This is a genomic window from Bhargavaea sp. GQ12, assembly GCF_059758705.1.
Map to the genome: position 1 here is coordinate 59,994 of NZ_JCAXEU010000008.1, position 22,181 is coordinate 82,174.

At 54.9% G+C, this 22,181-nt stretch carries 23 protein-coding genes, 1 tRNA gene and 1 other RNA gene; 7 read left to right on the forward strand and 18 right to left on the reverse strand.

The window, feature by feature from the left end; genetic code table 11:
- Positions 1-73 precede the first annotated feature (73 nt).
- From AC6CHQ_RS09160 to AC6CHQ_RS09175, 4 genes are all read left to right on the forward strand, one after another.
- On the forward strand, positions 74-349 hold the full coding sequence (locus tag AC6CHQ_RS09160) for a hypothetical protein (RefSeq protein ID WP_092055819.1): 276 nt from the start codon (positions 74-76) through the stop codon (positions 347-349).
- Positions 346-711 (forward strand): hypothetical protein, encoded by a 366-nt coding sequence (locus AC6CHQ_RS09165; protein WP_251239408.1) that lies wholly within the window; start codon positions 346-348, stop codon positions 709-711. The genes AC6CHQ_RS09160 and AC6CHQ_RS09165 overlap by 4 nt, the downstream gene beginning before the upstream one ends.
- 61 nt (positions 712-772) lie before the next feature.
- Entirely contained in the window at positions 773-1,093 is a 321-nt protein-coding gene (locus tag AC6CHQ_RS09170) for a thioredoxin family protein (protein WP_092055816.1), read from the forward strand.
- A gap of 88 nt (positions 1,094-1,181) precedes the next feature.
- Positions 1,182-1,691, forward strand: a complete 510-nt coding sequence (locus AC6CHQ_RS09175; protein ID WP_092055814.1) for a C39 family peptidase — start codon at positions 1,182-1,184, stop codon at positions 1,689-1,691.
- A 62-nt stretch (positions 1,692-1,753) separates the two neighbouring features.
- Here AC6CHQ_RS09175 and AC6CHQ_RS09180 read toward each other — a convergent pair whose 3' ends face one another.
- Positions 1,754-2,707 (reverse strand): 5'-3' exonuclease, encoded by a 954-nt coding sequence (locus AC6CHQ_RS09180; protein ID WP_498081382.1) that lies wholly within the window; start codon positions 2,705-2,707, stop codon positions 1,754-1,756.
- 27 nt (positions 2,708-2,734) lie between these two features.
- Positions 2,735-4,270, reverse strand: coding sequence for a histidine ammonia-lyase (hutH, locus tag AC6CHQ_RS09185; protein ID WP_498081383.1), 1,536 nt, complete (start codon positions 4,268-4,270; stop codon positions 2,735-2,737).
- A 340-nt stretch (positions 4,271-4,610) separates the two neighbouring features.
- Here hutH and AC6CHQ_RS09190 point away from each other — a divergent pair, with 340 nt between their 5' ends.
- Both AC6CHQ_RS09190 and AC6CHQ_RS09195 read left to right on the forward strand, forming a co-directional pair.
- Entirely contained in the window at positions 4,611-6,125 is a 1,515-nt protein-coding gene (locus AC6CHQ_RS09190) for a glycine betaine uptake BCCT transporter (RefSeq protein WP_092055807.1), read from the forward strand.
- Positions 6,126-6,301: 176 nt separating this feature from the next.
- Positions 6,302-6,490 carry a hypothetical protein gene (locus AC6CHQ_RS09195; protein ID WP_498081384.1) on the forward strand — a complete coding sequence of 63 codons (189 nt, stop codon included), beginning with the start codon at positions 6,302-6,304 and terminating at the stop codon, positions 6,488-6,490.
- A gap of 246 nt (positions 6,491-6,736) precedes the next feature.
- Here AC6CHQ_RS09195 and ssrA read toward each other — a convergent pair.
- The 15 genes from ssrA to AC6CHQ_RS09270 form a co-directional block, all read right to left on the reverse strand.
- Positions 6,737-7,094, reverse strand: a transfer-messenger RNA (tmRNA) gene (gene ssrA / locus AC6CHQ_RS09200).
- A 141-nt stretch (positions 7,095-7,235) separates the two neighbouring features.
- The gene (smpB, locus tag AC6CHQ_RS09205) at positions 7,236-7,706 is read right to left on the reverse strand and encodes an SsrA-binding protein SmpB (protein ID WP_092055802.1); all 471 of its coding nucleotides are present in this window, start codon (positions 7,704-7,706) and stop codon (positions 7,236-7,238) included.
- Positions 7,707-7,782: 76 nt separating this feature from the next.
- A complete protein-coding gene (gene rnr / locus AC6CHQ_RS09210; RefSeq protein WP_498081385.1) occupies positions 7,783-10,215 on the reverse strand; it encodes a ribonuclease R in 2,433 nt (810 codons plus the stop codon).
- A gap of 37 nt (positions 10,216-10,252) precedes the next feature.
- Complete coding sequence (locus tag AC6CHQ_RS09215; protein ID WP_498081386.1) at positions 10,253-11,008, reverse strand: alpha/beta hydrolase; 756 nt, start codon at positions 11,006-11,008, stop codon at positions 10,253-10,255.
- 63 nt (positions 11,009-11,071) lie between these two features.
- The gene (gene secG, locus AC6CHQ_RS09220; protein WP_092055798.1) at positions 11,072-11,299 is read right to left on the reverse strand and encodes a preprotein translocase subunit SecG; all 228 of its coding nucleotides are present in this window, start codon (positions 11,297-11,299) and stop codon (positions 11,072-11,074) included.
- 676 nt (positions 11,300-11,975) lie between these two features.
- Positions 11,976-13,271, reverse strand: coding sequence for a phosphopyruvate hydratase (eno, locus tag AC6CHQ_RS09225; protein WP_498081387.1), 1,296 nt, complete (start codon positions 13,269-13,271; stop codon positions 11,976-11,978).
- Between the two features lie 19 nt (positions 13,272-13,290).
- Positions 13,291-14,823, reverse strand: a complete 1,533-nt coding sequence (gene gpmI, locus AC6CHQ_RS09230; protein ID WP_498081388.1) for a 2,3-bisphosphoglycerate-independent phosphoglycerate mutase — start codon at positions 14,821-14,823, stop codon at positions 13,291-13,293.
- Positions 14,816-15,577, reverse strand: coding sequence for a triose-phosphate isomerase (tpiA, locus tag AC6CHQ_RS09235; RefSeq protein WP_498081389.1), 762 nt, complete (start codon positions 15,575-15,577; stop codon positions 14,816-14,818). The genes gpmI and tpiA overlap by 8 nt, the downstream gene beginning before the upstream one ends.
- Positions 15,578-15,604: 27 nt before the next feature.
- A complete protein-coding gene (locus AC6CHQ_RS09240) occupies positions 15,605-16,789 on the reverse strand; it encodes a phosphoglycerate kinase (protein ID WP_498081390.1) in 1,185 nt (394 codons plus the stop codon).
- A 92-nt stretch (positions 16,790-16,881) separates the two neighbouring features.
- Positions 16,882-17,889, reverse strand: a complete 1,008-nt coding sequence (gene gap / locus AC6CHQ_RS09245; protein WP_498081391.1) for a type I glyceraldehyde-3-phosphate dehydrogenase — start codon at positions 17,887-17,889, stop codon at positions 16,882-16,884.
- A gap of 40 nt (positions 17,890-17,929) precedes the next feature.
- Positions 17,930-18,967: a sugar-binding transcriptional regulator gene (locus tag AC6CHQ_RS09250; protein WP_498081392.1), complete on the reverse strand. Its 1,038-nt coding sequence runs from the start codon at positions 18,965-18,967 to the stop codon at positions 17,930-17,932.
- Positions 18,968-19,086: 119 nt separating this feature from the next.
- Positions 19,087-19,317 (reverse strand): glutaredoxin family protein, encoded by a 231-nt coding sequence (locus tag AC6CHQ_RS09255; RefSeq protein ID WP_092055787.1) that lies wholly within the window; start codon positions 19,315-19,317, stop codon positions 19,087-19,089.
- Positions 19,318-19,340: 23 nt separating this feature from the next.
- Positions 19,341-20,168, reverse strand: a complete 828-nt coding sequence (locus tag AC6CHQ_RS09260; RefSeq protein ID WP_498081393.1) for a TPM domain-containing protein — start codon at positions 20,166-20,168, stop codon at positions 19,341-19,343.
- Positions 20,168-20,746 (reverse strand): LemA family protein, encoded by a 579-nt coding sequence (locus AC6CHQ_RS09265; protein WP_498081394.1) that lies wholly within the window; start codon positions 20,744-20,746, stop codon positions 20,168-20,170. Before AC6CHQ_RS09265 ends, AC6CHQ_RS09260 begins: the two co-directional genes overlap by 1 nt.
- Positions 20,747-20,955: 209 nt before the next feature.
- A tRNA-Arg gene (locus tag AC6CHQ_RS09270) sits at positions 20,956-21,027 on the reverse strand.
- Positions 21,028-21,202: 175 nt separating this feature from the next.
- Between AC6CHQ_RS09270 and clpP the strand changes: the two genes are divergently transcribed.
- Entirely contained in the window at positions 21,203-21,835 is a 633-nt protein-coding gene (clpP, locus tag AC6CHQ_RS09275) for an ATP-dependent Clp endopeptidase proteolytic subunit ClpP (RefSeq protein WP_281242844.1), read from the forward strand.
- 65 nt (positions 21,836-21,900) lie between these two features.
- Here the strand turns inward: clpP and AC6CHQ_RS09280 are convergent, their stop codons facing one another.
- Complete coding sequence (locus AC6CHQ_RS09280) at positions 21,901-22,164, reverse strand: HPr family phosphocarrier protein (RefSeq protein WP_251239430.1); 264 nt, start codon at positions 22,162-22,164, stop codon at positions 21,901-21,903.
- Between the last annotated feature and the right edge of the window lie 17 nt (positions 22,165-22,181).

Sequence of the window (22,181 nt, forward strand, 5' to 3'; positions counted from 1 at the left end):
AATGAATTTCTGCTCATTATTTGCTTGTTGGAGGGCATCCTATGTTTAAATCATGTAAAGAGGAGGATCAGCCATGGGCATCTTCTCCAAACCCGCAATCAAAAACGCGAATGAATCGGCTCCCGGCCCCGAGCTGTTCAAATCGGATACTGTAACAGCCAGAAATATTGAAGACCTTTCAAAAATTATGGAAGTCAACAAATTATGCGCCAAAATGTACGGGGCAGCCGCCGCATCAACCAAGCTTCCTGACCTGAAAAAAGAATTCGGCAGTATCCAGAAGGACCATGTCAAACAGGCCAGTGACATTCTTGAATTTCTGAAGAAAGAGAGGGAGCAGGCAGAATGACGGACAACCCAGGCGAGGGAAAAGACAAAACTGAAGAGACATCAAAACCCCAAGACGAAAGCCAGCAGGACAAAAAACAGCAAGACAAAAATGATGGATCCCTAAACGACCGTGAAATGGCGATTCTTTTGCTTAGTATGGAAGAATCGCTGTGCCGATCTTATCAGGACGCGGATAATCATGCGTTCAGCACCAAGCTGGCATCCCTGCTCGCCAGTTTTAACCAGAGTTCAGACAAGAATCGCCGCAACCTCCGGGATCTGGTCACCAGGCATGGCTGGCTCTCTCCCCAACCAGCAAAACGGGAGGACTTTGATAAAGCAATCCAGAAATCCGGGGAGGCGCCGCCTCCTGTTGTCTGAAACATGATGCTATCCCTGACCAGCCGGAAAAGTGTACACTAGCCGTATGGGAGGGATAGAGATGAAAAAAATCACGACAGCAGAACAGTTCAACGAAGTCATCACAAACCCGGAACAGTCTCTGATCAAATTTGATGCAAGCTGGTGCCCGGACTGCCGGCGGATGGACATGTTTATCGGGCCGATCGAAGAAAAGTACAGCCAGTTCACCTGGTACGAGGTAGACCGCGACGCGCTTCCGGAAATCGCGGACAAATATGAAGTGATGGGTATCCCAAGCCTTCTCGTATTCAAGGATGGAGAGAAAAAGGCCCATCTTCACAGCGCAAGCGCCAAAACACCCGACCAGGTGACCACGTTCCTCGACAGCTACCATGCATGACCCCTAAGGAAGGCAATGAGCCTTCCTTTTTTGTATGCACGCTGTTGAGGTATAATCGGTGCAAATCATTTCCGGCGGAGGGATGGACATGGCACTGATCGAATCGTTCAGGGGAAAGTCGCAATACGATCCGGATATAGATCCGGCGCAACGGAACTCTGCATGCGGACCGGTGACGGCGTACACGATGATCGGCCATCTGCTGGGAGCCTGCCCAATCTCTGTTTCTGAACTGTACCGCTCCTTCGGCGGTACCCGCCTTGGCCTGTCCGCAGGACGATTTATCAAGGGTGCCTCAAAAATGCTTGGAGGCGGCTGGATCGTCAGCCGGTGTTCGCTTGAGGAACTCAAAGAAGAAATCAAGGCCGGACGTCCGGTTGCGGCGAAATTCGATAAATGGTTTTCTTTCCGGTGGTTCGGCAACTATGAATTCGCCTACCATTGGGTTCCTATCGTCGGGTATACCGAGGAAGGCGGAGACACGGTCCTGATTGTCCATGATAACGGAGGCCGCGGGCGCCCCAGCCGAATCCGCCGTGTATCTTATGCCCGGAACCGGCCGATCCTGACGTTTGTCCGGATGACACCCGTCCAATAAGTTCAGAAAGGCCGCCGCAGAAACCTGCGGCGGCCTTTTCAACGTGTTCGCTGTCACCTTCGTTAATCGAACGGCCACTCTTCCTGTACTCCGGATTCCGGAAACAGGTTCAGAAGCCGCTTGGCTGCGGTTGTATAGCCTTCTTTTTCAAGTGCATGAACCGTTTCCGGACCGTAATTCCGTACATTCAGCTCATCGAGATCGGCATCAAACACTACATGGCAGTCGATTTCTGCAAGCCCTCGCGAAAGATGCAGCATATCCTGCTGTTCGGTTATTTTCTTCCGGACTGCCGGTTTCAGGTCGTCCAGGTGCTGCAGGACGCCTTCCACCGATCCATGTTCAAGTATCAGCGCTGTCGCGGTTTTTGGCCCGATGCCCTTCACCCCGGGGTATCCGTCACTGGAATCTCCCATGAACGCCTTCAGATCCACGAACTGCCCGGGCTCGAATCCATACTCCTCACGGAAGCGCCCGTCTGAATAGATATCGAACACCGTGTGCCCTTTTTTCATAAAGGCGATCTGCACGCCCGGTGCGAGCAGCTGCAGCAGATCCCGGTCGCCGGTGATGACCATGATATCCGCCTCATCCTTCCAGCGCGTGATCAGTGAGCCGATCAGGTCATCCGCCTCCACGCCGTTCATGCCGAAACTTTTCCAGCCAAGCAGATAGGCGGACTCCCTTCCCATGTTAAATTGCGGCTTCATCTCTTCGGGAGGTTCCGGGCGGTTCGCCTTATAACCCTCGTACAAATCATTCCGGAACGTATAGGCCCCCATGTCCCAACATACGGCGATGTGGGTCGGGTTGAACATCGACTGCGCAGCCAGTGCATGGCCGAGAAACCCCTGAACCGCATTGGTCGGGATCCCTTCCGCATTCCTCATGAATCTCCCGTGCACCGATGTCGCAAAAAACGCCCTGAACAGCACGGCCATCCCGTCAATAAGCAATAGCCGCGGCCGCCCAGTCTCCTTGCCGCTTCCCGTACCGATTTTCTCCATCGTATTCATCCGATCACCTTTTCCTCATTGCGTTCCTTACATCATACCGCAAGAACCGGTCCCTGTGTCGGAAGTCGGGACCCGGCCCCCGGCTTCCTCCATCAGCCATTGCTCCAACTTGGCAATGTCCCTGCTGAAAACCCGGTCTTCCGTAAGTGGAGGGATGATTTCGGACAGGGCGTCCCACTTCCGGCGCAGCGCAGGGGCCATCTCCTCCGCCCCACGGATGCCGCATGCCTGGAAAGCGCAAAAGGCTTCTACGGCAAGCACCCGCCGCACGTTACCGACAATGCGCGCTGCATGCCTGGCAGCAATCGTGCCCATACTCACATGGTCTTCCTGATTGGCTGAGGACGGGATGGAATCTACGGAAGCCGGATGGGCCAGCGTCTTATTTTCGGATACGATACTGGCCGCCGCATACTGAAGGATCATTGCACCCGACTGGAGCCCCGGCTCCGGACTGAGGAACGGCGGCAGTCCTCCATTAAGCTGAGGATTGACGAGGCGCTCAGTCCGTCGCTCAGAGATATTCGCAAGCTCCGACATGCCGATCTTCAGAAAATCCATTGCAAATGCAATCGGCTGACCGTGAAAATTCCCTCCTGAGACAACAGTGTCCCCGCCGTCAAAAATCAGCGGATTGTCCGTTGCCGCATTGAGTTCGACCTCGAGCTTTTCCCTTACATAACCCAGAACCTGCCAGGTTGCACCGTGCACCTGGGGGATGCAGCGGATTGAATACGCATCCTGTACCCGCAGTTCTCCCTGCCGCGTCGTGAGCCGGCTGCCTTTCAGCCAGTATCTCATCCGTTCCGCGACCGCTGCCTGTTCCGGATATCCCCTTGCCTCATGGATTGCCGGATGGAATGCATCCGTAATTCCCCTGAGCGCTTCGATGGTCATCCCCGCAATCCATTCCGACTGAAGCGCAAGCTGTTCGGCTTCAAGAAAAGCAAGTGCGCCGCAGGCCGTCATTGCCTGTGTCCCGTTGATCAAAGCAAGGCCCTCTTTTGCCTGCAGCCGGACAGGACGGATGCCTTTGCTTTCCCACACCCGGGCAGCCGGTACGGGTTTCCCGTCCTGAAAGACTTCCCCCTCTCCTATGAGCACAAGCGCCAGATGCGCGAGCGGTGCCAGGTCGCCTGATGCACCGAGCGAGCCCTGGCTCGGAATGACGGCGTCTACCCCGTGATTTACCATGTCCCGCAGCCGCTCGAGCACAACCGGACGGATGCCCGAGTGTCCTTTCAGGAGCGCATTCAGCCGTAGAACAGCCATCGCCCGGGATACCTCCTCAGAAAACGGCTTACCCAGACCGCATGCATGGGAACGAATGAGATGAAGCTGAAGTGTTTCCGTGTCATCGGCGTAAATCTTTACATCGCTGAATTTGCCGAATCCCGTGTTGATGCCGTAGACCGTCCGCCCTTCTGATATGATCCGTTCCACCGCCTGACGGCTTTTCTTTACGTTCTGAAGCGCCTCCGGACAGAGAGTCACCTGTTCACTGCCGGTAACAATCCGTTTCAGTTCACCGAGGGTCAGCCCGCTTCCGGTCAGTGTAATCATCGCTTCCACCCCTTCTACCTTTATCTTAGCGAAAAAAGAAAGCGTTTTCACAAAACAGCAGGCTTTTCCTGCCCAATTAATAAGACATCCATTTACCTGACAAAAGGAAACAATCGTTTTAACACACTGATTTAGGGTATTGGAAAACGATGCACTAACAAGAAAAAGGGCACACTCCCATAAACGTTTTTTATTCTTTTGGTTTCCGTCTCTTAACCATGGTGCAAGCTAATGGGACAGGAGCGACATGCAGCCATTTCCTTGACAGGCCCCGGAAAAATGCGGTAAGGTCTGTCACTGTGTGTCCTTTTCGTAAAACGATTCATATAGGAGGGATAAGATGAAAAAAGTATCCAGCGTCTTTTGGATTGCAGTAACACTTGTAATCCTCGCAGTCGGATATGGATCCCTTGCTCCGGAGAGTTTCGAGCGGGTCACCAGCTCCATGACTGCTTTCATTACATCATCATTCGGATGGTACTATCTGCTGATCGTCACCATCATCGTACTTTTCTGTCTTGCCATGATTGTCAGCCCGCTTGGCAAGATGCGGCTGGGCAAGCCGGAAGACCGCCCGGAATTTTCCACTATCAGCTGGTTTGCCATGCTGTTTTCCGCCGGCATGGGAATCGGACTTGTTTTCTGGGGAGCCGCAGAGCCGCTGTCCCACTACGCCATTGATCCCGCAACAGAAGAACCGGGAACCCGTGAAGCGTTTATTGAATCGATGCGCTACACTTTCTTCCATTGGGGAATCCATGCATGGGCGGTCTATGGTGTGGTCGCATTGGCCCTGGCCTACTTCCAGTTCCGTCGAGGTTATCCCGGACTGATTTCTTCCACATTGCGTCCAATTTTCGGTGAAGAACGTATGAACGGGCCGCTTGGCAAGCTGATTGATGTTCTGGCTGTATTCGCGACTGTTTTCGGTGTGGCCACGACACTCGGCTTTGGGGCTATCCAGATCAACGGCGGGCTGTCCTATCTGTGGGACATTCCGATCAGCCTTGGTGTCCAGACGATCATCATCATCATCGTCACGATCCTGTTCTCCATTTCTGCCTGGTCGGGACTCAGCAAAGGCATCAAAATCCTGTCCAATACAAACTTGGTTTTGGCAGTGATTCTCCTGGGCCTGGTTCTTGCTGTGGGTCCGACACTGCTCATTCTGAATATGTTTACCGATTCGATCGGTTCGTATCTCCAGAACCTGCCTCGAATGAGCTTCCGTTCCGCACCGCTTAATTCGGATGCGCGGGAATGGATTGATGGATGGACCATTTTCTATTGGGCATGGTGGATATCCTGGTCGCCGTTTGTCGGCATCTTTATCGCCCGGGTTTCACGGGGCCGGACAATCAGGGAATTCCTTACAGGCGTCTTGCTCCTTCCTACAATCGTAAGCTTCTTCTGGTTCTCAGTGTTTGGCGTAACGGCAGCTGATGTCCAGAATTCCGGTACGGACCTTACAGGCCTTCTGACGGAAGAAACCCTCTTCGGGGTCTTTGAACAGTTGCCGATGTTCTGGATTCTGTCCATTGTCGCCATTTTGTTGGTTTCCATCTTCTTTATCACATCTGCCGACTCGGCCACATTCGTGCTGGGGATGCAGACGACCTATGGTTCACTGACCCCTTCCAATGCGGTCAAGCTGACATGGGGGGTTCTGCAGGCAACCATCGCGGTCATCCTGCTTTATGCCAACGGGCTGACGGCTCTCCAGAACTCACTGATAATCGCTGCCTTGCCGTTCTCCGTCATCATGATGCTGATGATGGTGTCACTGATTAAGGCGATGTCGAGCGATCACCAAAAGTTAACCAAATCAGACGAATGGAAAAAACGACGACCTTAACATAGAAAACAGGGCCATCCCGTAATGAGGGGTGGCCCTGTTTCTGTATGAAGAGCCCGGTTTCCGATGCGGGCATGTGCATAGGATACGAAAGATTGCCGGAAGGAGTGGAATCATGGTTAACAGACCCGGAGGAGGAGACATGTGGGAGTCTCCGATGGATTGGCTGCCGTGGGATGATGGAGGACGCGGCGGACCGGGATTCCCGGGAATTCCTGGGTTCCCGGGGATACCTGGGTTCCCGGGACAGCCTGGAAGACCGGGAAGACCTGGACAACCAGGCAGGCCGGGGCGACCCGGACCGCCCGGACAGCCTCCTATCGCGCCGTACGCAGTTGACCCCGGTGCGATCCGCAGATGTCTAAACCGCGTGACGGATGTACGGCTCACCAACGGACAGCGTTTCTGGTTCTTTCCGACCTTTGTCGGACGACGATCGGTTGCCGGTTACCGATGGAGATCGAGACAGCGGAGATGGGAATATTTCGGAATTGACCTGAACGAAATCCGTTCATTCTCCTGCAGCCGCTGACCGTCTCTATGCATGACAAAGCCCCCTCAGAAATGAGGGGGCTTTGATCGTTCGTATGGGTAGCCACCATTGATATGTATGGTGGAGACGGCGGGATTTGAACCCGCGTCCAGAGACTCCAACACTCCGGCTTCTACGCGTGTAGCTGATCAATTAAGTTTCGCGCGGCATTCTGCCGGTCAGCAGGCGTCCTGCGCGCTATCCTGTAAATCTCTTACGTCGTCCTCAGGCGGCGGACAGACGTCGTAGCCCACTGATAAGTGAGTCCCGCGATGCCACATGGGCGATGGAACCGAAGGACCGTTTCAGCAGCTTACGCTGCGAAAGCGAGGTTGTTGTTAGTTTTGCCAGTTGTTGTTAAATGTCGTTGATACGGAGCCGACCCTCCGACGCGCAACCGGAGCTCAGACCATCCCTGTCGAATCCAAAACGTCCCCGTATGGGAAGAATGGAGATCCTGATCAGGATCACTGAAGCTCATTACACTGGCAATCTGTGACCTCATTATAGGATATATCGCGCCGTCTTGCAAGCGAAGGGCATTCAGTACTGCTTCTCCGCTCGCAGGCGATGCGCATTCAATATTGCTGCTTTGCCTTGAATGCCCGCTCCATCTCGCGCTTGTGTTCTTTTTTCTTCAGGTCTTCCCGCTTATCATACTTTTTCTTACCTTTCGCGACCCCGATCAGGACTTTGGCATAGCCATTCTTGACGTACATTTTAAGCGGGATGATCGAGAACCCCTCTTCCTTTGTCTTACCCAGCAGCTGATTGATCTGCTTTTTATGAAGCAGCAGTTTCCGTGCTCGCAGCGGATCGTGGTTGAATCGGTTTCCCTGTTCATAGGGGCTTACGTGCATGTTGGAAATCCACGCCTCATTATTCCTGATGCGGATAAAGGCATCGCGCAGCTGGACCTTGCCGTTCCGGATGGACTTGATTTCCGTACCCTGCAGGACAATTCCCGCTTCAATCGTTTCTTCAATAAAGTAATCGTGCCCGGCTTTCTTGTTTTGTGCGAGGACACGCTGGTCGTTTCCCTTCGCCATGGTGTTTCCCCCTCTATAACGGACAACGGGACGGCAAGATGCCGTCCGGTGTCATGGTTTATTGATTCGGTTCAAGTTATTTCTTCGGGTTGCCGCCTCGCGGAGAATTTCCGCGTCCGCCGCCACGGGAACGGTTGCCGCCGGAACTTCCTTGTCCGGAAGGTCTGCCGGAACCGCCGCCACGGTTACCGCCACCGCCGCTGCGTCCGCCGCCGCTCCTTCCGCCTCCGCGGTTGCCCCCGGAGCTTCGCCCGCCGCTGCCGCCGCGGTTGCCTTCTCCACGGCCTTTGTCGCCGCCTCTTGTATCACCCTTTGTCCGGATGACCTTCGGGCTGTCTTTGCGTGTCCGGCGAACCGGCGCATTGGTGCTGTCCATATCCGCCAGCTCAAAGTCGATCGCCGACTCTTCGGGCTTGACGGAAATGACACGGACTTTCACTTTGTCGCCGATCCGGAACTGCTTGGCCGTATGCTCCCCGACCATCATCAGATTGCGATCATCGAACCAGTAATAGTCATCGGTCATGTAAGAGACATGGACAAGCCCCTCAATAGTGTTTTCCAGTTCCACAAACAGGCCAAAGTTCGTGACCGACGAAATGATGCCTTCAAACTCTTCGCCGACTTTGTCTACCATGAACTGTGCCTTCTTGAGCGCTTCCGTATCCCGCTCCGCATCGACAGCACGGCGCTCCATGTCGGACGAGTGCTCCGCGATTTCAGGAACTTCGCCTTTCCACTTCGCGACCGTAGCCGGCGAAGTGTCCGCCTCGATGAGATATGTGCGGATCAGCCGGTGGACGAGAAGGTCAGGATACCGCCGAATTGGCGATGTGAAGTGCGTGTAGAACTCGCTGGAGAGGCCGAAGTGGCCGAGGCTCAGCTCGGAATACCTCGCCTGCTGCATTGAACGGAGGAGCATTGTCGAGACGACCGGCTCTTCCGGCTCTCCTGAGATAGATTCGAGAATTTCCTGGAGTGCCCTCGGGTGCACTTTGTTGGCTGTCCCGCGCACAAGCAGGCCGAAGTTCGTGATGAACTCGAAGAACCGCTCCAGTTTCTCGGATTTCGGATCTTCGTGAATCCTATAGATGAACGGAACCCGGAGCCAGTGGAAATGCTCGGCGACCGTTTCGTTCGCGACAAGCATGAACTCTTCGATCAGTTTTTCCGCTACCGTACGCTCGCGTACGACAACGTCCGTCGGCCAGCCTTCTTCATCAACAATGATCTTGGATTCCTTGAAGTCGAAGTCAATCGCCCCGCGGTCGAAACGGCGCTGTCGGAGGATGGCTGCAAGTTCCGCCATATGCTCGAACATCGGAACAAGCGGCTCATAGCGTGAACGGAGCTCCTCGTCTTTTTCTTCGACGATTTTATACACATCGGTATATGTCATCCGCTCAACAGTACGGATGACGCTCTGGAAAATCTCATGTGAAACGACTTTCCCTTTGCTGTCGATGATCATCTCGCAGCTGAGTGTGAGCCGGTCAACATGGGGGTTCAGTGAGCAGATACCGTTAGATAGTCGGTGAGGAATCATCGGGATAACCCGGTCCGTCAGGTAGACACTCGTCCCCCGCTCACGGGCTTCGTCATCGATAGCGGAACCTTCTGTCACATAATAGCTGACATCCGCAATATGCACGCCAAGCTTATAAGTGCCGTCGTCGTTCTTTGTAACCGTGACGGCATCGTCAAGGTCCTTGGCTTCTGCGCCATCGATCGTGACAATCTGTTCGCCCCGGAGATCCCGGCGCTTAAACAGGTCCTGCTCACGGATTTCGTCAGGAACCCGGTTTGCGTGCTCGATGACTTCATCAGGGAACTCGATCTCGATACCATACTTATAGATGATCGAGAGGATATCGACACCCGGGTCGTTTTTGTGTCCGAGCACCTGAACGATGATTCCCTCGGCCGACTTGCGCTCACTCGGCCATTCGGTGATTTCGACAACGACTTTGTGCCCGTCGACCGCGCCAAGCGTGTTTTCCTTGGATACGAATACGTCCATCGGCAGTTTCTTGTCGTCTGCAATGACAAAACCGAAGCCTTTGTGCGCCTGGAATGTCCCGACGACTTTCGTGTTTTTGCGCTCTGCAATACGGATGACGGAACCTTCCTGACGGTCGCCTCCTGTTTCTTTCAGGATTTTGATCAGGACCGTGTCGCCGTTCATCGCTGTATTTGTCTCATTCGGCGGGATGAAAATATCATCCATTCCCTCTTCTTCAGGCACGACGAACCCGAATCCTTTGGCATGGCCGATGAAGCGGCCGCGGATGATGTCCATACGCTCAGGCACACCGTAGCGGTCAGAACGGGAACGGATCACGTCACCCTTTTCCTCAAGTTCGACAAGTACTTTAACCAGTTCCTTGAATTCCCCTGCATCCGTCAGTTCCAGTTCCTCCTGGATCTCCTGTACGGTCAGCGGTTTGTAGCTGTCTTCGCGCATGAACGAGAGAAGCCGGTCACGCAGTTCTTTTAAATAATCTTCCACAATATCCCTCCTGCAATAGCCTGTCTTTCTCCGGCGGTTATTCGCTCCAATCCAGTGATTCCAGGAATGTGAGGATATCCCGGTGGAGCTGTTCCTTTTCCGGTCCGAGCGTGATGACGTGCCCTGATTCCGGGTACTTCTTCAAGTCTTTCACCGGGGATCCGACGGACTCATAGATGATGTCAGCAGACGCCGGATCAATGACCCTGTCCTGTTCCGCCTGGACGACGAAGACAGGTGCATACACCTCTTCGACATGATCCCGGACGTCGTGGACAAAATCCCTCAGTGCGGGCAGCGATGCCATTCCCTGTTCACGGATCTGTTCCACTTCCTCTTCGATCCGGTCCGGCTCTTTCCCTTCATACTTCTTGAATTCCGCCGCATATTGGAGTACGCCCTCGAACATAATATCTGTTGTTTTCATAATCATGGGCGCGCACATGGTCACAAGCCCTTTTACGGGATAGTTATACCCTAATTTGAGCGTGAACACACCTCCGAGCGATAATCCGACCACCGCGATTTCGTCGTAGCCTTCTTCTTTCAGGCGCGCATACGCGGCTTCGACATCGGCCCACCAGTCGGACGGCCCGGTTTTCAGCAACTCTTCCGGCTCAACGCCGTGCCCCGAGTAATGCGGCGCCATGCAGGTGTAGTCGTGCTTTTCGAGGAAACGCCCGAGCATGCGGACATCCGCCGAGCTTCCCCGGAAACCATGGAGGAGCAGCACCGCCCGCGGTCCGTGCCTGAAGAAGAACGGCTTCGGAGGGGTCAGTTTCACTTTTTTCATGAGCATTTCGCCTCCTATGTAAAAACGCCCAACCGCGCATGCGGCCGGGCGGGTGGTTTAGATTCAGAACTTCGTGACAGCAATGGCAAGCACGAAGAAAAGTACCGACAGAACGATTGTCACGCGATGAAAGACGAGATCGAGACCTCGTGCCTTCTGCTTACCGAACAATTGCTCCGCTCCACCGGAGATGGCTCCGGAAAGACCTGCACTTTTCCCGGATTGCAACAGGACGACGACAATCAGCGCGATCGACACGATCAGCAGCAGCGTCATGAGCAGTGTATGCATTTTTCCACCTCCTGAAACGTTCTCAACAATATCCATTCTATCAAAGCGGGACTGCCGCCACAACTATCTCGGAAAAACTTTCTGATAGATTGCTGATTGCGCACCAGAATCCGGACCGCCATGTGGCAAGTTCGCGGGCCATGTGGCAAGTCCGTGCGCCATGTGGCAAGTTCGCGCGCCATGTGGCAAGTTCGCAGCCCATGCGGCAAGTTCGCAGCCCATGCGGCAAGTCCGTGCGCCATGTGGCAAGTTCGCAGGCCATGTGGCAAGTCGGCGTCCCATGCGGCATGTGGCAAGTTCGCAGGCCATGTGGCAAGTCTGCGTCCCATGCGGCAAGTTCGCGCGCCATGTGGCAAGTTCGCAGGCCATGCGACAAGTTCGCAGGCCATGTGGCAAGTTCATGCGCCATGTGGCAAGTTCGCAGGCCATGTGGCAAGTTCATGCGCCATGTGGCAAGTTCGCAGCCCATGCGGCAAGTTCGCAGGCCATGTGGCAAGTTCGCAGGCCATGTGGCAAGTTCGCAGGCCATGTGGCAAGTCTGCGTCCCATGCGGCAAGTTCGCGCGCCATGTGGCAAGTTCGTGCACCTTGTTGCATGTCGTCAGTCTTTATTGCAACCAGCCACTCCGATTTCCAACATCGTCAAAAAGGACCGGCACTTGTGCCGGTCCTCACTATTACTTCTTCAGGTTATAGAATGTCTTGATGCCCGGGTACTGGGCAGTTGCTGCCAGCTGGTCCTCGATACGGAGAAGCTGGTTGTACTTCGCGACGCGGTCCGTGCGGGACGGTGCACCGGTCTTGATCTGACCGGCATTGACCGCGACGGCGATGTCCGCAATGGTGACATCTTCCGACTCGCCGGAGCGGTGGGAGATAACGGCCGTGTAGCCTGCGCGCTTCGCCATTTCAATCGCATCGAATGTCTCGGTGAGCGTACCGATCTGGTTCACCTTGACGAGGATTGAGTTGCCGACGCCTTCTTCAATGCCGCGTGCAAGTTTTTTCGTGTTCGTCACGAACAGGTCGTCGCCGACAAGCTGGACGTTGCCGCCGATTCGCTCGGTCAGCAAACGGTGGCCTTCCCAGTCGTTTTCATCCAGGCCGTCCTCAATCGAGATGATCGGGTACTTGTTGCACAGTTCCTCATACCATGAAACCATCTCTTCAGATGTGCGGGTGATTCCTTCGCCGGACAGGTTGTACTTTCCGGATTCCTTGTCGTAGAACTCTGAAGAAGCCACGTCCATCGCGAGGACGAGATCCTCACCCGGCTTGTAGCCCGCCTTCTCGATCGCTTCCATGATTGTCGAGAGAGCTTCTTCGTTGGAGCCGAGGTTCGGCGCAAAGCCGCCTTCGTCGCCGACCGCCGTGTTAAGGCCCTTTTCCTTTAGGACCGCCTTCAGGGAGTGGAAGACTTCCGTACCCATGCGGAGTGCCTGGCGGAACGATTCCGCGCCGACCGGCATGACCATGAACTCCTGAATATCGACGTTATTGTCGGCATGCTCGCCGCCGTTGAGGATGTTCATCATCGGAACCGGCAGCTGCTTTGCATTGACGCCACCGAGGTACTGGTAAAGCGGAAGGTCGAGGTAGTCTGCAGCTGCGTGTGCGACTGCAATGGATACACCCAGAATCGCATTGGCGCCGAGCTTGCCCTTGTTTTCCGTTCCGTCCAGTTCGATGAGTGCCTGGTCGATCGATACCTGGTCAAGTACGGAATACATTCCCGACAGTTCATCTGCAATCACACCGTTGACGTTGTCTACGGCCTTCAGGACGCCCTTGCCGAGGTAACGGGACTTGTCGCCGTCCCGGAGTTCAACCGCTTCGTATTCACCGGTCGATGCGCCGGATGGAACGATGGCGCGCCCGTATGCACCGCTGTCTGTGAAGACTTCTACTTCAACTGTCGGATTCCCGCGGGAATCAAGTACTTCACGTGCTTGGATCTGGCTGATGATTGGCATTGCTGGACACTCCCTCTGTTTAGAATAATGGTTTGCCTGTCATATCTGCCGGCTGTTCAATGCCAAGCAGTTTCAGCATCGTCGGTGCAAGGTCGGCAAGAATGCCTTCCTGCAAAACGAGCCCTTCCTTTGTCACGATGACCGGAACCGGATTTGTTGTGTGCGCGGTCATCGGCCTGCCATCGGTCGTGACCACTTCATCCGCATTCCCATGGTCTGCGGTGATGATGGCCGCCCCGCCTTTGGCGAGCAGAGCATCGACGACCCGTCCCAGACATTCATCAACGGCTTCAACCGCCTTGATCGTCGGCTCCAGCATACCGCTGTGCCCGACCATGTCCGGGTTCGCGAAGTTCAGGATGATGGCATCCGTCTCGTCATTTTCGATCACACCCACCAGTGCATCCGCAACTTCATAGGCGCTCATCTCCGGTTTCAGGTCGTATGTCGCGACTTTCGGTGAATTGATGAGGATTCTTTCCTCACCGGGAAAGACCTCTTCCCTGCCGCCGCTCATGAAGAATGTAACGTGCGGATATTTTTCAGTCTCAGCGATGCGCAGCTGGCGGAGTCCGGCGTCCGAAATCACTTCTCCGACCGTCTTCCGCAGGTTGACGTTCGGATAGACGACACGGGCGTGACCCGTAAAGTCTTCGCTGTACTGTGTAAACGTGACATAAGTCAGATCAGACGGACGGCGATAGGTTGTGCCGAAGCCGCTGAAATCATCCGATACAAACGCAGAAGTCAGCTGAATGGCCCGGTCCGGGCGGAAGTTGAAGAAGACGATCGAGTCATTGTCATTGATCGTGGCGACCGGCTCTCCTTCTTCTCCACAGACGACGAACGGGATGACAAATTCATCAGTTTCACCGCGCGCGTAGGCAGCTTCGATGCCTTCCTCGGCCGATCGGACAGTTGCGCCCGTCCCATCTGTAATCGCGTCGTAAGCCAGCTTGACCCGGTCCCATCTCCGGTCACGGTCCATCGCATAGTAGCGGCCGCTGACCGTTGCGATACGCCCGACACCCGCCTCATCAAGATGCCGCTCCGTCTCCCTGATATAGCCTAGGGCCGTTGTCGGGCCGACATCACGGCCGTCAAGGAAGAGATGCAGATAAACACGCTCCAATTCCTGCGCTTTCGCAAGGTCGATCAGCGCGTGCAGGTGTCCGATATGGCTGTGAACACCCCCGTCGGACAAGAGGCCCATAATATGAAGCGACCGTCCTGGTTCCTTGGCGTTTCGAAAAGCGGAAAGAAGGGCTTCGTTTTCAAAAAAGTCCCCTTCCCGGATTGACTTGTTGATCCGTGTCAGGCTCTGATAGACGATCCGTCCTGCACCGATGTTCAGATGGCCGACTTCAGAGTTGCCCATCTGGCCTTCCGGCAGCCCGACCGCCTCTCCACTCGCCGTGAGGCTCGTAGTCGGGTACTGCGAACGGTATCGGTCAAAGTTCGGCTTGTCCGCCTGGGCCACCGCATTGCCGGCCATTTCTTCCCGCTGGCCGAAGCCATCCAGGATGATCAGTGCGACAGGCCGATTACTCATGACCAGCCGCCTCCGCAAGCGCAATGAACGATTCCGGCTCCAGACTCGCGCCACCGACAAGCGCCCCGTCAATATCCGGCTGAGTGAGAAGCTCAGCAATGTTATCCGGCTTCACACTGCCGCCATATTGAATCCGGACCTGATCTGCAGTTTCTTGTCCGTAGAGTTCCGCAATCGTACTGCGGATTTCCGCACATGCCTCATTTGCCATTTCGGATGTTGCAGTCTTTCCGGTTCCGATCGCCCAGATCGGTTCATAGGCAATAACTGCACCGGCCGCGTTTTCCGCTTCGATGCCTTCAAACGCCATCTTGACCTGTCCGGATACCTTTTGCGCGGTCTTCCCGCTTTCCCGTTCTTCGAGAGACTCGCCGACACAGATGATCGGGATTAGTCCATGGATGAAGGCAGCTTTTGTTTTCCGGTTAACCGTCTCATCAGTCTCGTTAAAGTACTCTCGGCGCTCGGAGTGGCCGATGATGACGTACCTGACGCCCAGGTCTGTCAGCATCACCGGACTGATTTCTCCGGTGTAGGCCCCTTTTTCCTCTTCATGCATCGTCTGTGCACCGACTGCGGGCGTCCCTTCGCCGGCCAGTGCGGCTAGGCTTGCCAGGAATGGCGCCGGTGCGCAGACCACGGTGTCCGCCTTTCCCGACTCCGGGATCCTGCCCTTGACCGAGTCAAAGAACGATTCCGCTTCACCGAGTGTCTTGTGCATTTTCCAGTTACCTGCAATGATCGGTTTTCGCATTTGCGTTCCCTCCAATTTTTTCGCCGATTACTTGTCGTCGAGAGCTGATACTCCCGGCAGCTCTTTTCCTTCCATGAACTCAAGGGAAGCGCCGCCGCCTGTCGAGATATGATCCATCCGGTCTGCCAATTCGAATTTCTCGACGGCGGCCGCTGAATCACCGCCGCCGATGATCGTGTAGCCTTCTGTCTCGGCAACCGCCTGAGCCACTTTCTTGGTCCCTTCCGCAAAGGCATCCATCTCGAACACGCCCATCGGTCCGTTCCAGAGGATGGTCTTCGACTGGCCGATTACGTCCGCGTAGGCGGCCGCTGTCTCAGGGCCGATATCCAGCCCCATCCAGCCTTCAGGAATCGAATCTGTCTTGACGATCCTGGTCTCCGCATCGGCCTTGAATTCGGAAGCAGCCACAGCGTCCGTCGGGATGTGGAGCTTCACGCCCTTTTCTTCTGCCTTCCGTATAAATGACTTTGCCAGATCGATCTTGTCTTCCTCGACAAGCGAGTTTCCGACATCATGGCCCTGGGCCTTAGTAAAGGTGTAGGAAAGACCGCCGCCCAGAAGCAGGTGATCAACTTTATCAAGGAGGTGATCGATGACACCGATTTTATCCTTGACCTTCGCTCCGCCGATGATGGCGGTGAACGGCCGCTCCGGGTCAGCCAACGCCTTGCCGAGCACGTCCAATTCCTTCTCCATCAGAAGGCCTGAGGCCGCAGGAAGATGTTCCGCGATGCCGGCAGTGGATGCATGCGCACGGTGAGCGGCTCCAAAAGCGTCATTCACGTAAAGGTCCGCAAGCTGGGCAAATTGCTTGGCCAGCTCCGGGTCATTCTTTTCTTCCCCCGCATGGAAGCGGACGTTCTCGAGCAGGATGACATCGCCTTCCTGCATGGACGCCACTGCGTCCTTCACGGCGTCTCCCGTTGATTCCGGAAGAGACCGGACGTCCTTGCCGAGCAGCTCGGACAGGCGCTTGCCTACCGGTGCTAAGCGCATGTCTTCATTGACCTGGCCTTTAGGACGGCCGAGGTGGCTCGCAAGAATGACTTTCGCGCCTGCATCAGCCAGTTTCTCTATTGTTGGCAGCGCCGCGCGGATGCGTGTGTCGTCTGTGATATGACCGCCGTCAAGCGGCACGTTGAAGTCGACGCGGACAAACACACGCTTGCCGGCGACATCGAGATCATTAATGGATTTTTTTCGGATCATGAAAACCCCTCCATATTCTCCGTATGTAAAAAGGAACGGGGCGTCCGTTCCTGGCCCCATTCCATTATAGTGGTTTCTTTATGGGAAGGCTATCAGATTCCTGCCTTCGACATGTGGACCATCAGGTCGATACAACGGGCGGAATAGCCGCTTTCGTTATCGTACCAGCTGATGACTTTAACCATATCGTCGCCGATTGCCATCGTCGACAGTGCATCGACAGTGGACGAAGCCGGCACACCGTTGTAGTCCTTGGAAACAAGCGGCAGGTCTGATACGAACAGGAGGCCCTTCAGGTCGCCTTCCGCCGCTTCCTTCATCGCCGCGTTGACTTCTTCCGGAGTCGCCGGCTTTTCCAGCTGCGCCGTGAAGTCGACGAGGGAGACGTTCGGTGTCGGCACGCGCACAGCCATGCCGTCCAGCTTGCCTTTCAGTTCAGGAAGCACTTTTGTAACCGCAGTCGCAGCTCCTGTAGTCGTCGGGATCATCGACTCCGCAGCAGCACGCGCACGGCGGTAGTCGCTGTGAGGAAGGTCAAGGATACGCTGGTCGTTCGTGTAGGAGTGGACAGTTGTCATGAGTCCTTTTTTTACGCCGAACTTTTCATTGAGGACTTTGACGACCGGTGCCAGACAGTTTGTCGTGCATGATGCATTCGAAACAATATCGTCCTTTTCCGGATCAAAGTCGCTTTCGTTGATGCCCATGACAAGCGTCTTGATGTCACCCTTGCCCGGTGCCGAAAGAAGTACGCGCTTGGCCCCCGCCTCAAGGTGCTTGCCGGCCGATTCGCGGTCGCGGAAGACACCGGTCGATTCGAGGACTACGTCGATTCCGAGGTCGCCCCAAGGAAGAGCCGCAGGATCTTTTTCCGCAAAGACGCGAATTTTCTTGCCTGCTACGATCAGGTGCTCATCGTCACTGCTGACTTCCCCTTCAAAAATGCCATGCACGGAATCATACTTCAGAAGATGTGCGAGCATCGCCGCATCTGTCAGGTCGTTGATCGCCACGATGTCGAGTTCCGGGTTGTCCCAAGCCTGGCGGAAGACCACTCGTCCGATCCGCCCAAATCCGTTGATTGCCACTTTCAATGCCATATCTGAATCCCTCCGGTTTTTATCAGTAATTTTCCAAACGTTACTTTGTTTCTCCGCCCGAAAGGCGGAGCATTTCCATGGCAGCCGTTTCGTCTGTCACGAGGACTGTCCTGCCGGGTGCCTGCTTCATATAGGCGAGAATCGGCCCCGCCTTTTCCATCCCGCCCGCCACGGCAAGCGGATGTGGAATACGGTCGATCTGGCTTCGGCTGAGCCCGATTGTGCGGAGGCGATGGATCACCGAGCCGTCACGGTCCAGGTAGTATCCGAACGCTTCCGCAGCCGCTCCCTCTTTCTCCAGCTTTTTAAGGATTTCTTCATCAGCCCCACGGCGGTGTGCCAGTTCAAGGGCGTCACCGATGCCGTGGACGATACAGTCCGTCTGATCATACAGAGCCATCGCTTCCACCACCGACGGCTCTTCCATAAGCGGGCCGATCGATGATTCAGCGAGCGTCTCCGGGAGATGGAGCGGTGTCCAGCTTCCCCCCGTGGCAGCCGCAAGCATAGCCGCGATCATATTGGCCTGCGACTTCACGTCACCGCTTGTGCCGCCGCGGGCTGCGATAAATCTGATTCCTCCCGGGAGTCCCGCGATTGCCGCTTCATCGGCAATTGCCGCGACGGTGCTTCCTCCGGTTACTGCCACGACCGATCCTTCATTGAGTACTCCGGCCATATGGGCACATGCCGCTCTCGCCATCCGCCGCTTGACCAAGTCATCGTCATCCCCGCCGGGGACAACCACCACTTTCTGTATACCCAATTCCAGGCCTAATTCAGTCCCTAATTCTTCAAGTCCTGTCCACTGGCTGACAACCGGCTGCAATGTGTCAAGAACGGATTCCCCTTCAGCTGTGACTTTCATGCCCGAAGTTTCCGCCGTAATCAGCCCTTGCTGCCGCAAAAGGTCGCAAACTGCACGGACTTCACGCTCACTGAGGTTTTTCCGGCCAACGAGCGAACGCCTGCCGACAGGGCCTTCTTGCCGTATAGCATTCAGGATGCTGTACCGCACAGACAGCAAGTCAGGAAGTTCAGGGAGAATACTGAGCAAAGACTGTGTCCCCGCATCCATGGACATCCTCCTCACTTCGGGACTTTATATGTCCCGGTGATTTAAATTATGTCCCACTACGTACTTATTGTATTCCACGAAATGCAGAGTTGCAAACTTTTTAACCAAAAAAAGAAGCGCTACAGGAGCGCTTCCATTACATCACCGTAGCCGATGTTTCCATAGAGCAGCACTTGGCCGTCCTTCTCCAGTACCGGAATCATCAGCATGTATTTTTCGTGCAGCTGGTCATCCTGCTTGATATCGACCACTTCGACATCAAGCGGGAAATCCTCCGCCGCAAGTTTCAGATTAAGCAAAGCTTCGTCGCATAGCGGGCAATCGTTGCCGACATACAATGTAACGTTCATGTGTATTCCTACTTCCTTTCAGATTACCAGCCCCGGCCGGCTCCTCCGCCGCCACCGGAGCCTCCACCACCTCCGGTGAAGCCGCCGCCACCGCCGAAGCCGCCTCCTCCGAAGCCACCTCCGCCGCCAAAGGAGCCCGGACCAAAGATGATTGTTCCGCCCCTGCGGCGCCTGCCGCCAGGTCCCCGGCCTCCGCCACCTCCGCGTCCTCCGCCGCCGAAGAACATGTTGACTAGCACGAAGATAATGATGATCGCGACAATCGGGTTGATTCCGCCGCCTCCATTGCTGTTGCCGGAGCCGGCATAAGGCTGAGGCTGCTCGACAGTGCCTTCCCAGTTGAATTCAGCAGCCACCTCGTTGTGAAGAACACGGTACACGTTCATGATGGCCGTAGCAGGTTGCTCGTTTGCAAGATAAGGGACACCATATTCATCAAGTATCCTTCCCACTTTACCGTCCGGGAGAGCCCCTTCGAGTCCATAACCGACTGATACTTCAAATGCCCGTTTTTCAGACGAGTTCTTGACCGTCGATACAAGCAGCAGAACACCATTATCCTCGCCCGCCGCGCCGAGCTGGTACTCCCTCAGCGCCTCGAGTGCATACATCTCCGGTATCTCCACCGCAAACGGTACAGTCAGAACTGCAATCTGTGCGCCTGTTCCCTGATCAAGAGACGAAGCCATTGAAACAATCTGAGATTTTTGATCGGCTGTCAGGATGCCTGCATGGTCCTGGACATAAATGTTATCTCCAATCGGTTCCGGTACGTCCGGCTCCGCCGCCAGAGCGGGCGTCCCGGCAAAGAGAAGCAGGACGAACAGAAGAGTCCTGCTGATCCGCTTCATCAGTTACCGTACTCCCCGAAATCGACTTTCGGCGCTTCCTGTGCGGCTTCCGACGCTTCGAAGTACTCTTTCTGATCAAATCCGAAAATGCCGGCGACCAGATTGCCCGGGAATCTCCGGACATTCCGGTTATATTCAGTAGCCGCTTCATTGTAATCCATCCGCGCGACCGCAAGCCGGTTTTCTGTCCCTGCAAGCTCATCCATGAGTTGGCGGAAGTTCTCGTTCGCCTTCAGGTCCGGATAATTCTCGGCGATGACCAGCAGTCGGCTCAGTGCGCCGGTCAGTTCTTCGTTGGCATTGGCCTGTTCTTCAGGAGATCCCGCCCCTGCGAGACGAGAGCGCGCATCGGCGATGTCCGTGAAGACTTCTTCTTCATGCGCTGCGTAGCCCTTCGCGGTCTCCACGAGGTTTGGAATCAGATCCATCCGGCGCTGCAGCTGGTTTTCAATCTGGCTATATGCCTGGTTGACGTCTTCCTCCAGATTCACGAATCCATTGTATTTTGGCACAAGCATAACGGCCAGTACGACCAGGATCCCTACAATGATCAGGATCGGACCCATCATCTTTCTCATCAGTTTAATCCCCTCTCTTACCTGCGATATCTACCCCTACCTTACCCATTCGCATTTCTCCTTGAAACAATGGCCTATTCATTATTCTCTACGTACAAAAGAAGGAAAAGATTCAGGGAATGTGGAATCAAGCAGGGAGTAAAAGACAACCGCACGTTTCAGGGAACAATAAAAAAACGCACCACCTATAAAGGTGATGCGTCTGTCAGCGCCCTCGGCAGGAATCGAACCCACATCTTAAGAACCGGAATCTTACGTGCTATCCGTTGCACCACGAGGGCAGAACATTCATAGTCTCCTTACCGGACGACAGTTTTCATTATACAAGTATGATGTCCGGGATGCAAGCCCCTTTTTCTTTTTAGACGGAGCGTCTCATTTGACCTTCATTGACCAAATAGCTTATGATATTTTCAAGGGCTGGAGGGTATAGTGTTCCAGTGCAGGTATTTACTCATCCACTCAAAGGAGGACGAACAGATGAATCTCATCCCTACAGTAATCGAACAGACGAACCGCGGTGAGCGGGCGTACGACATTTACTCGCGGCTTCTGAAAGACCGCATCATCATGCTCGGTTCGGGCATTGACGATAACGTATCAAATTCCATTGTCGCGCAGCTCCTCTTCCTCGAGGCTGAAGATCCGGACAAGGACATCTCGATCTACATCAACAGCCCGGGAGGCAGCATCACAGCCGGCATGGCGATTTTCGATACGATGCAGTTCATCAAGCCGGACGTGCAGACGATTTGCATCGGCATGGCGGCATCAATGGGCGCATTCCTCCTCGCGGCCGGAACAAAGGGCAAGCGTTATGCACTTCCTAACGCAGAAGTCATGATCCACCAGCCGCTCGGCGGCGCACAGGGCCAGGCGACGGAAATCGAGATTGCGGCAAAACGCATCCTCTTCCTCCGCGAAAAGCTTAATACAATCCTTGCAGAACGTACCGGCCAGCCACTTGAAGTACTTGAGCGCGATACAGAGCGCGACAACTTCATGACTGCTGAGCGCGCGAAGGAATACGGACTCATCGACCATATCATTGAACGGAACGAGCTTCCTAACAAAAAAGAAGAAAAGTAAGAAGTCAAAAGACCCGGCAGCCTGCCGGGTCTTTTCTTGTTGTCTTCAGTTGTAACGGCTGCCTATCAGCCGGCCGCTTCATCTTCAATGATTGCAGAAAGCGCAGTGACCGCGTCTTCCTCATCATGTCCATCCGCACTCAGCGTCACTTCCACCCCTTTGGCGATTGCAAGGCTCATGATTCCCATGATGCTTTTTGCGTTCACCTTGCGCGTCCCCTTCTCGAGGTAGATGTCCGAGGAGAAACGGTTCGCTTCCTGGACGAAAAGCGCCGCCTGCCTGGCCTGCAGGCCGGATTTCAGTTTCACCTCTAATGTCCGTTCGGTCATGGCCGACTTCCTCCTTT